This is a genomic window from Methanospirillum hungatei (genome assembly GCF_020216685.1).
GTDB classification, from domain to species: domain Archaea; phylum Halobacteriota; class Methanomicrobia; order Methanomicrobiales; family Methanospirillaceae; genus Methanospirillum; species Methanospirillum hungatei_B.
In genome coordinates this window covers 1-11,431 of record NZ_JAIWNS010000171.1, presented here as the reverse complement: position 1 = coordinate 11,431, position 11,431 = coordinate 1, and the positions used below count along the sequence as shown (strand labels likewise).

Below are 11,431 nucleotides of genomic sequence, written 5' to 3'. Positions count from 1 at the left end.
TGCAGACCTCCGTGATGAGACCGGAAGAATTCAGCTGTATATCCGCAAGGACGCTCTTCCTGAAGGGAAATTCCAGATGTTTAAATCCTCAATTGAGAGAGGTGACATCATCGGGGTAACCGGGAGAATTTTCAAGACCAAGGTCGGGGAGATATCCATTTTTGTTGATGATTTGATCCTTCTTACCAAGACACTCTGCTCTCTTCCGGAGAAGTTTCATGGTCTGACCAATCTAGAGAAACGGTACAGGCAGCGGTATCTGGACCTCATCGTCAATGAAGAGAGCCGGGAGACATTCAGGACACGGAGCAGGATCATATCGCTCCTGAGAAATTACCTCACCGGGCAGGGATTTCTTGAGTTTGAGACCCCGACTCTCCAGCCACTCTATGGAGGAGCAAATGCACGGCCCTTCACAACCTTCCATAATTTCCTCGGGCAGAAACTCTATCTCCGGATCGCTCCTGAATTATACCTGAAAAGACTGGTTGTAGGTGGCTTTGAGAAAGTGTTCGAGGTTGCAAAAAACTTCAGAAATGAGGATATTGATACCAGTCACAACCCGGAATTCTCTATGGTTGAGATATACCAGGCATATGCTGATTACACTGATATGATGAAACTGACCGAAGGTATCATCAGCAGCATTGTTCACGAAGTGACCGGTTCATATGAGGTGGCATTTGAAGAAAATGCCATTTCATACAAAGCACCCTGGACGGTCATGAGCATGGAAGAGGCTGTCAGGACCATTGGAGGGGTTGATATCTTCGCTCATGATCCGGAGAGTCTGAAAAAGATCGGGAAAGAGAAGGGAGTTGATGGGGTTGATGATGTCCACACACAGCGCGAGATGCTGGTCCTCTTTTTCGAAGCCCTTGTCGAGGATAAACTGATACAACCAACCTTCATCACCGACTTCCCTGTTGAAAACTCACCACTTGCAAAGTCCCACCGCGAGAAAGAGGGATTTGTCGAACGGTTTGAACTGTTCATTGCCGGGATGGAGCTTGCCAACGGGTTCTCCGAGCTGAATGATCCCCTGGATCAGATGGAGCGGTTTGAGGCTCAGGAAGAGAAGCGGCGGCTTGGTGATGAAGAGGCCCAGATGCATGATTATGATTTTGTCAATGCTCTTGGGTATGGCATGCCACCGACAGGAGGTGTCGGAATAGGAATTGATCGGCTTGTTATGCTGATAACAGGAAATACCTCAATCAAGGAGGTGATCCTCTTCCCATCCATGAAGCGGGAAGTTACCACTCCGGCTGACGAAGAGGAACCATCGTCTGTTTAAGATGAAGGAAAAGGAAAAATTTTATCCCTTATCTTTTATTTCACAAAATATTTCAAATCTGCAAATCTTTTTGTTCTCACCCCCTGTTTTGCATGCTCTTTATTTCTGCATAAACGCACCGTTGCACTAATATTTTTTAGAAAATATTATACGTCAATAAAAAATATCCTTGTCATATTGTACATGGCATAAAACAGGTGTCTTACGGGAGAACTGACCCTGCATAATCCGGTGATTTTATCAGAGACGGGATTCTCGGATAAATGCTGAATTAAAAGAATATGCAGGAGTTTTACCATGGGGTCAATTATGGACTTGGGGGTTAGGATGCGATGAACCGGAACATATCAAAAGGAGTGCTTGCTGCGCTCTTATGTATTCTCTTATGCTGCATTGTGATGGCAGATAATCAGGAAGTAAATTATACTGATATTTCTGCACATCCGGTGCAGTTTATCGAAAATGCCGGACAGGCACATGAAGATATTCTGTATCAGGTGAAAAGTTCTCAATTTTCATTTGATTTTACCAGAGATGCTCTGTTAGTAAGTGGGCCGTCCGGTGACTGTGAAGAGTGTGGAGATAATGTTACAACTCCGGTGATTGTGACAGTTTCAGGTGCTGCAGAGAACGTCACCGTTGAGGCATTTGACAAACTTGATGGATATGCCAACTTCCTCATTGGGAAGAATGAGTCTGACTGGCAGCAGTATGTTCCCTGGTATGGGGGCATCCGGTATCTTGAAATTCTTCCTGGAATTGATCTCTCCTATTCCGGAAAGCAGGGTGTTCTCAAACGGGAGTTCACCGTCCGGGAAGGTGCCGATCCCAGTGCAATCCGACTCATTTATGGAGGAAACGAGGGGTTATCGCTCACTGAAGACGGTTCCCTGCAGGTAATTACGTCGTTTGGTAATCTGACCGAACGGGCTCCTTATACCTACCAGATAATTGATGGAAATACCATTGAAGTCGAGTCATCCTATACGGTCTTCGAGAATGGCGAGGTAGGATATACCATTGGAGAATATGATCCTGCATACCCCTTGATTATTGACCCGTACCTTGAATATTCCACTCTTCTTGGGGGAACTCTTGAAGATTATGGTATGGATATTGCAAGGGATTCATCCGGGGATGTGTATGTGACCGGATATACGTCGTCGTGTAATTTTCCCTTACGAGATCCAACGGTCATCAATACTGCATACCTGAAATTTAATGGTTCATACTGTCATAACAGTCGGGATGCATTCATAACGAAAATTGGGATCAACCAGACGACAGGCAATGCATCTATCATATTTTCAACGTATCTGGGTGGAGATAAGGCAGACTTTGGCAGGGGAATTGCTGTTGACTCCCTGAAAAATATATACGTGACTGGAGACACATTCTCTGAAGATTTTCCAATAATGCTTCCCTTTGCCTATGGTGATAGGCTTCATGGGTCAAATGATGCATTTGTGATAAAACTGGATCCAAGCGGTGCAATTATCAGGTGGTCTGATTATCTTGGAGGGAATTTTGCCGACCAGGCGAATGATATCGCCCTTGACAGTCAGAATGCCGTTTATCTTACCGGACAGACGGTTGGGAACAGCCCTTACAAGAAACTGGAACAGATCTTTCCAACAACCCCGAATGCGTATCAGACTGCACCAAATCCGGATGCAGTGATGGGTGATGCATTTGCAGTGAAAATCAGCCCGACCGGTCAGGTTCTGGAATATTCTACATATATATCCGGCTCCGGGCAGGACTATGGAAATGGAATAGCGGTTGATGGTCAGGGTATGGCATATATCACCGGAACAACGAGTTCAACAAATCTGCTCCCTGCCGGAGTCCCCAGGTATCAGAAATCCATCAAGGGAGGGCAGGATGCATTCCTCTTTAAAATGAACTTCCAGGCAGGCATTCCGCCAATCTACGCGACCTATCTGGGTGGCTCAACCGGGTATGACTATGGTGAAGCGGTTGCTGTTGACTCTGCAGGAAGTGCATATATCACCGGAGCAACCGCCTCTACCGATTTCCCCGTCACGAATATGGCGTTACAGACGGTGAAGGGGTGGCCATATGATGCATTTGAGAAAGATGCATATGTTACAAAATTTAGTTCTGATGGAACAGGTCTTATCTATTCGACCTATCTCGGAGGAAGCATGGATGACTGGGGGTATGATATCAAAGTAGACTCCTCATTCCGTGCGTTTGTCACCGGTTATAGTCGTTCCTCCCAGATCCCCCGGAGTGGTCTTATTAATACCATTAAACAGGCATCTGGTGGCCAGGATGGATTCCTGACGGTGATTAAGAGTGACGGCCGCTCGGCTGAGTCATCGACCCTGTTCGGAGGGTACCGCGATGATGTGAGCAGGGGTGTTGCGATATCACCTGATGGAAATACCAGTTTTGTTACCGGATATACCAGTTCTCCGACTATGCTCAATCTGGTCTGTGGTAGTGACTGTGAACGGGAAGCATTCCCGGTGTACAAATGGATCAACCAGACGGTTTACGGAAACAGGCTCTATATTGGTGGGAACTTTAGTGGTGACTTCCAGGGTAGTTTTGATGCCTTTGTCATGAAATTCGGCCAGCCATCACTCAATCCTTCCTTCACAGCAAGTCGGGTTTGTGGGACAGGTGATCCTAATATGACTGTTACTTTCACTGAAACGACAACCGGTTCAGGAAATATTCTGAACAGGATCTGGAATTTTGGTGATGGTTCACCGGTAAATGATACTGGATCAGCTTCGATTCCCGTAACTCATAATTATACAGCACCGGGAACCTACCCGGCAACCCTCACCCTATACACCTACACCAGTATTCTCGTGAGTGATCCGGTTGATATTACCTATTGTAATCCATATACAAGTGCAAACTTTACCGTTGCAGGGTACAATAACACCGCAGATCCGATTGATGTTCCAATAAACACTGACATTACATTCAACGGATACGCAGTGAATTACACTCCTGCATCCTACGAGTGGTATTTCGCTGATGGCTCTCTGAATCAGACCGGTCAGACTACTCATCACCTGTTCTCTCAGCAGGGGACATACACGGTAAATATGACCGCTCCTTCGGGGACCTGTTGTGATAATAATACGAATATCGTAGGTTCAAAACGGATCAGAGTTCTGGCACCACCGTTGGCCAGGTTTGTGAATAGTTCAACCACTCCACGAATAGGGTGTCTTCCGCTTACGGTGATTTTTAACGATACATCTCCTGTGGGGACGGTGGATTATGGAGCTCCAACCGCATGGCAGTGGAATTTTGGCGATAACTCTGCGAATAATACGACCCAGAATGCGACCCATACCTATCTGCATGCGGGAACGTACACCGTCAGTCTGACAGCATCGAATGCAGCAGGTTCAAATACTTATACACAATCTAACTACGTTCTGGTTAGTGGGAATGTTACTGCCGGATTTACGGCATCTCCCAGAGCTGGCACCGCTCCATTAGGTGTTCAATTTACTGATACATCTACGGGAGTTCCAACATCCTGGGATTGGAGATTTGGTGATGGTGGTTCGAATACCACTCAAAATCCCTATCATGTTTACAACACCGCAGGGACATACACGGTGAACCTTACCGTGACAAATGATTGTGGTCATGTAGCGAGTGCAAATTATACCGATTGGATAACCGTCAATGGAAACATGACACCTAAAATATTATTTGGGAATAGCACGTTCCCTCCAACTTCAGAAAATCCGGTTAATGGTACTCCGGTTCTCAATGTCACGTTCATTGGGAATACTACTGATGGTACGTTGATAGATACAGCCGTATGGAACTTTGGCGATTTAAATACAACAACTCAGACCAGAGCAGCCGGGTGGCCTTCCGATAATACCTGGTTTAATATATCACACAAATACTACACCGTCAGGGATTACACGCCAGTGCTGCAGATTACCAATACCACGTATGGTTCCGGGACAACTGGTGGTTTGTACACCGACTGGATAGGTGTATACCCCCCGATCATTGTGAACTTTAGTGCAACCCCGCCCTCAGGGATTGTCGGACAGAGTATCCTCTTTACTGATCAGTCTTCAGGTTCTCCGATCAATTGGAACTGGCATTTTACTGATGGCAGTCAGAATGTGTCAGGATTATCGTCTGTGAGCCATGCATTCAATACAACTGCAGTGTGGAATGTAACATTGGAGGTCTGGAATAAGTATGGAGCAACCGGAATCGGGTATCGGAATGTAAATATTACCAGTGCTGATACATCGGGACAGGTTTACTTCGTTCCTCAGAATATAACTCTTATTACTGAGGATCTCAATTACCGGGTTCTGAATGTTGTTTTAAGTAAAGCAGACTATGGGCTTTCTTCGTATACGGTAAAGATTGATCTGAATAATTCAGCACGGGCACATATCCGGAACTGGGCAACATCTCCATCATGGGTAGATCATTTCACGTATTCAGTTAGTCCGGCGTTTGATTCGATTACCTTGTCAGGGTATAAGGATAGTGGAATGCTTCCAGCCGGTTCCAGAAATATATCATTAGGAAATATCAGTCTGACTGGAATTTCTGCAGGAGATGCAGATCTGAGGTTAAATGGTACATCAATAGCTCAGTATGGCTCCTCTTTCATGTCTTTGACAGGAGTTCCTGCTGATATTCACGTATATGCAGTCAGTCCCCTCCCCGGGTACACGAATAAGCCTGCGGATATATGGCCTCCTGGTGTACATGACGGACTTATCGATGACTTTGATGGCAACGGGGTTGTAAACACCGCAGATGTTACCGTGTTCTTTAACACCTGGGTTTCAGGAGGATTTGTCGGTATGCCGATTCCGCCATTTGACTATAATCATAACAACCGGATTGATACCGATGATATTGTTGAGTATTTCAATCTCATCTGGTAACCTTTCATTTCAGGTGATCTCATGAAAAACAAATACCTTACAAGCATTCTGACCATATGCATGGTTTCATTGTTCCTTTGTGGAACAGTATGGGCTGAGAAGATATCCTTAGAAGATATCAAAATCAGTACCGTCGGACAAAAAGTTGAACTTCCCGTTCTTCTTGATTCAGCTCCTGGAGGAATTGCCGGTTATAAATTTACCACGTCATTTGCTCCAGCCGGGGTTGCACAGGTATCTTCAGTAACAATGCCTGAATGGGCTGGAATTAAAGTTGTAGAGGGAACACCTGGTGAGAAGGTGTTGGTATCTGCATTGGATCTTGAGATGAAGGTTGAAGCCGGGACAGGGCAGGTACAAATCTGTACACTTGGCATTGAAGGATTGTATGAGGGTGTCGCAACCCTTACACTCGACATCACAGAAATCACCGATGACAATGGGAACCCCATTTCGGCAGAACTTTCTCCTGCTACCATCACCGTCGGGAGCCAGACCACAGCACCAGTCCCGGTCCAGACACCCCAGTCCTCCTCTCCCCCGGCACCCACCCCGGAGGTAACTCCGGAAATTCAGGAGAACAACCCGGTAGTTCAAGTTACACCACCTGTGACCCCTACACCGGTTCCGACGGTTGTCGCAGATTTCACTGCCCAGCTTCAGGAGGGCTCTGCTCCCATGACCGTTTTCTTTACCGATAACTCCACCGGGTATCCAACAAAATTCATGTGGGACTTTGGAGATGAGTCAAGTGACAACACCTCCCCTCTTCAGAATCCCCAGCATATTTACCGGATTCCCGGAGTATACACGGTATCACTCACCGCTTCAAACAGTGAATATACCAATACCACGGAAAAAATCGGTTTTATCACGGTAAAGCCGATGCACCTTCCTGTCCGGGGAGCAAAAAACAATGTTACCATATTTTCTGTCCCAGACGGAGCAGAAGTATACCTGAACAATGCGTATCAGGGTGTAACTCCTGCATTTCTCACGAATCTTACGTCCAGGGATTATCAACTGCGACTTCATAAGGAAGGGTATTACGATGTCGTCTCTCCGATATCGATCCTTGATGACGTCCTTCCAACCTTCATCTCCGGGTTTGTGATGATGCCACATCTTGCTGAGATTGGAGCATTATCTGCAAATCCACCCCAGACCGGTGCAGCATACATCGTTTCATATCCGGAGCTGGTGAATGTCACGATTGATGATACACCGGTTGGAAAGACAGATATTATGGTGATGAACCTCGCTGTCGGAACGCATAACCTGACCTTACAAAAGGAAGGCTATGAACCATGGAATGACACCCTTGAGATCAAGAATGGCCTTGCGGTGATACAGACCTATCATTACGAGGAGCCATACTTCTCTCTGAACAGGACGGTTGAATATGTTCAGTACCCCTGAACTATCTTCCCTTTATGAGAAGATGTTTAGCAATTTTAGCACCATCTTGCACGATGGGACGGACAGGTGAATGAAATGAAAGGACAAAATCTTGGTTTCTGTGTCCTCTTCCTCCTTCTCACTCTGGGGGCCGGGGTTCACGGAGCTACATTATCTGCGACAGATCTGACTCTGGCAACTTCCGGTTCATCCGGAAGTATTGATGTTATGCTGGATCAGGCTTCCAGTGGATTAGCGGGATATCAGCTCGAGGTATCCATGAATCCTGCAGGTTCTGCAGAGTTTTCATCGGTGAATTTTCCTGCAGCCTTTAGTATGAATTCTGCGTCAACGCTTCCTGCTTCTACAGTCAGTATTGTTGCAGTAGACCTTACCGATCAGATTAAAGCAGGAGCACGTTCGGTAAAATTAGCCACCCTGAACGTACAGGGTCTGGCAGATGGTTCATCAGAGGTTCAGATTGCAATAACGGAGCTGACGGATGATAATGGAAATCCTGTATCAGTGACCATTCAGCCCGGCCATGTCACTGTAGGCTCTGCGGTTCCGACACCTCCACCGACCGGTGAACCAACCCCTGCTCCGACAACTCAGGTCCCGACACCCACACAAACTGGTGGACCGACTCCTGTTCCAACCACTCCAATACCAACACCGACCGTTGAGCCGACGTCCACCCCGACTGAGGAACCAACCCATATCCCAACAGTAGAGCCTGAACCGCTTATTGCAGCCTTTACTGCACAGCCAATGACCGGGACACCACCACTGACCGTAAACTTTACAGATCATTCCACGGGAACTCCGAAGAAGTGGAGATGGGACTTTGGAGATGGAACACTCTCAACGGTACAGAATCCGACCCATGTGTATGGTGGCATCGGCCGGTATACGGTAACCCTTGAAGTAATCAGTGATAATTACTCATCGGTGGAGAGAAAACCGGAGATCATCCGGGTTGTTGGTGACTATCCGACAGGCCCGTCCGGATTTGTCATGGTGACCTCGCAGCCATCCGGAGCTGAGGTGCTTATGGGTGACATTTACCTCGGAACGACTCCTGCTACCCTGATTGTTCCGGCTGGTTCCCGTTCGCTCACATTCCAGAAAGAAGGGTATCAGAAGAAGACCGTGAATGTGACGATACGTCCGAATGAGATGAAGCTGATTCCAAAAGTTATGCTTAAACCAGCCTCATAACATCTCTTTTTTGCCGGCATATACACACTGACCAAAGGAGATACACCCGTCTCCAAGTGGCATATCATGGTTTATGCACAATTGGTACCCGTTATTATGCACCGTCTCCCGGATAGTATTCCGGATCATCTCGTTATATGCAACGCCCCCGGATAATGCAATGGTCTCTAGTCCTGCACATGCTGCGGCGTTACAGGCAATTTCTCCGATCCCCCGGGCCAGGTTAAACTGAATAGATGCTGCGATCTGCTGAATATTTTGAGGATCTTTTGGGTCAGACATAAACCGATCTCTGGCTTTTTTAAGAAGTGACGGTGTGTCAAGTACGTCTGCCTGACCAATTCTGGTAAGCGGAATCTCCCAGGTCTCTGGAGATGCTCCATAGGCGGCTGACTCAAGTTTCATTGCAGGCTCTCCGTCATATGTCTTTTTCCTGCAAATTCCCAGGAGTGCAGCTGCCGCATCCAGGACCCTGCCAGTACTTGAGGTGACAGCGGTATTGAACCGTTTTGAGACTTGTTTTTCTAATATGGAAAGATCCGGTTCTCTCCATCCCCGTGACAAAAGTAACTGATGTGTCTGTTCATCAGGAAGAATACCATAGAGCATCCGTTCAGGCCAGAGAGTAGCCAGATCCCCCCCCGGCATCAAAACCGGCATGAGGTGCCCTACTCTGGAATAGTGCGGAGCAGAACCCTGGAATATCTCACCGCCCCAGATCGTCCCGTCTGATCCATACCCAACCCCATCGATTGCAATCCCGATACACTCTTCCTGACATGCCGCAGCGATGTGAGCTTCATGGTGCTGGACCGGAACGAGAAGAGCCCCGGTATCTTCACTCAGTTCTTTTGCATACCTGGTTGAGAGGAACTGCGGGTGGAGATCATGAGCGATAATTTTGATATCCGGCTGCATCAGATTGCACAGACAGGAAATTGTCTCTTTCAGATATGCATAGGTCCCTGGATTTCTGACATTGCCGATGTGGGGTGAGGTTATACAAAACCCCTGGGTATAGAGGGTAATGGTTGCGTTCAGTTCAGGTCCTGTCCCAAGGATAGCGGTATTACCAAGATCTATCTTTGTTCTCTTTGGTGCATATCCCCGTGAAAGACGAATGATATATCCTTTTCTGATGACCGAGTCGTCACACCGGTTGATGATATCACGGGTATGGGTGAGATAATAGTCGGTGATCCCCGAAAGTTTCCTCACTGCCTCGGCCAATGTCGTAATCATCGGATAACCGGGTGCATTGGCACTGGTCATGATAAGATATGGTGCTTTCAGATGGGAGAAGAGAAGATGGTGCAGACCGGTATAGGGTACCATGCATCCGATAGTATGAAGATTACTGACATGATCGAATGCGTTGGGATCTTTTTTATCCAGAACTACGATTGGTGAGATCTCACTCTGCAGGACCTTTTCTTCATCCAAAGATATGGATGTATTATTTAGAATCCATTTTTTTCCGGCCATGATGGCAAAGGGCTGCTCTGTTCTGCCAAGACGCTCTTTTAACGTCCTGGCCATATCGCCGGTGCATGTGATATGAAACCCGCCGATCCCCCGAATGGCAATAATGGATCCCTGATCAAGGAGTTGTGCAGTTCTCTTAATCGGGTTGTCTTCTTTGATCACTGCACCGGTCCCGGAATGAAGAACAAGGTCTGGCCCGCAGACCTGACACGCGATTGTCTGGGCATGATGTCTGCGGCTCTGGGGATCTGAATACTCCCCTGAGCAATCTCCACAGGGTGGAAATTCATCCATTGCAGTTCTCTCCCGGTCATATGGCAGAGTTTTGATGATTGAATACCGGGGTCCGCAGTTCACGCAGGATGTCGCAAAATATCCTTCATACCTTCCGTTTGGGGTGAAGATATCTTTGATACAGTCCGGGCAGGTGGCAATGTCCGGAGGAATAAGACCGGTCCTGACACCGTCATGACTTTTTAATATTTGGAAGGATTTCGGTGAAACCCCTGAGATCGGGTGAACTTCAACTGAGTCGATGATGGAGAGTGGTGGCCCTTTTCTCAGATCACTCAGAAAATCGTCAAAATGATCTCCCCAGGCATCTATCTGCACTTCTGATCCGGTGTTACAGACTGACCCGTGGATTCCATGCGCAATAGCCCTGGCGTACACAAACGGACGGAAACCGACCCCCTGGACTATCCCCCTGATAATGATATGACCCTGTTTTGGCATTTTTGTACAAGTAACCTTTAATTTTTTATCCAACGTTATTATAATAGGGTTTTGAATTGACGGGTCATGTGCGGATTGTGAATGATCCGGTAGAGCTGGTTCCCCTTTTCGTGGTATTTAATAATACTCATTATAAGAAAATTCTCGAACTCCTGGATAAGAATTGGATGACCCGTACGGAGCTTTGTGATGTTGTCGGAACAGATTACGTCAGAGATGGGCTGCTTTTGCTTCGGAAAGGAAATCTTATTGAGGAGAAATGGAGAATGCCAGAACCAGGGAAGAAGCCGGAGAAGGAATACAGAGCGAATTATGGTAAGGTCCGAGCGAACTTTCAGTGTAATTTTTCAGATCTCGGGGATCTTCT

Annotated in this window: 6 protein-coding genes; 5 read left to right on the top strand and 1 reads right to left on the bottom strand. The window is 47.0% G+C overall.

Going from position 1 to position 11,431, the window contains the following annotated elements; all coding sequences use genetic code 11:
• The 4 genes from lysS to LDL35_RS10760 all read left to right on the top strand — a co-directional run.
• The coding region (gene lysS, locus LDL35_RS10775) for a lysine--tRNA ligase (RefSeq protein WP_304022342.1) at positions 1–1,297 on the top strand (1,297 nt) is incomplete at its 5' end.
• A 332-nt stretch (positions 1,298–1,629) separates the two neighbouring features.
• A complete protein-coding gene (locus LDL35_RS10770; protein ID WP_304022341.1) occupies positions 1,630–6,225 on the top strand; it encodes a PKD domain-containing protein in 4,596 nt (1,531 codons plus the stop codon).
• Between the two features lie 21 nt (positions 6,226–6,246).
• On the top strand, positions 6,247–7,644 hold the full coding sequence (locus LDL35_RS10765) for a PEGA domain-containing protein (RefSeq protein ID WP_304022340.1): 1,398 nt from the start codon (positions 6,247–6,249) through the stop codon (positions 7,642–7,644).
• Positions 7,645–7,719: 75 nt separating this feature from the next.
• Complete coding sequence (locus tag LDL35_RS10760) at positions 7,720–8,844, top strand: PKD domain-containing protein (protein ID WP_304022339.1); 1,125 nt, start codon at positions 7,720–7,722, stop codon at positions 8,842–8,844.
• Here the strand turns inward: LDL35_RS10760 and hypF are convergent.
• The gene (hypF, locus tag LDL35_RS10755) at positions 8,839–11,064 is read right to left on the bottom strand and encodes a carbamoyltransferase HypF (protein ID WP_304022338.1); all 2,226 of its coding nucleotides are present in this window, start codon (positions 11,062–11,064) and stop codon (positions 8,839–8,841) included. The two genes, LDL35_RS10760 and hypF, sit on opposite strands and share 6 nt — an antisense overlap.
• Before the next feature lie 68 nt (positions 11,065–11,132).
• Here hypF and LDL35_RS10750 point away from each other — a divergent pair.
• Positions 11,133–11,431 (top strand): ArsR family transcriptional regulator (locus LDL35_RS10750; RefSeq protein WP_304022337.1); only part of this gene is annotated, 299 nt, incomplete at its 3' end.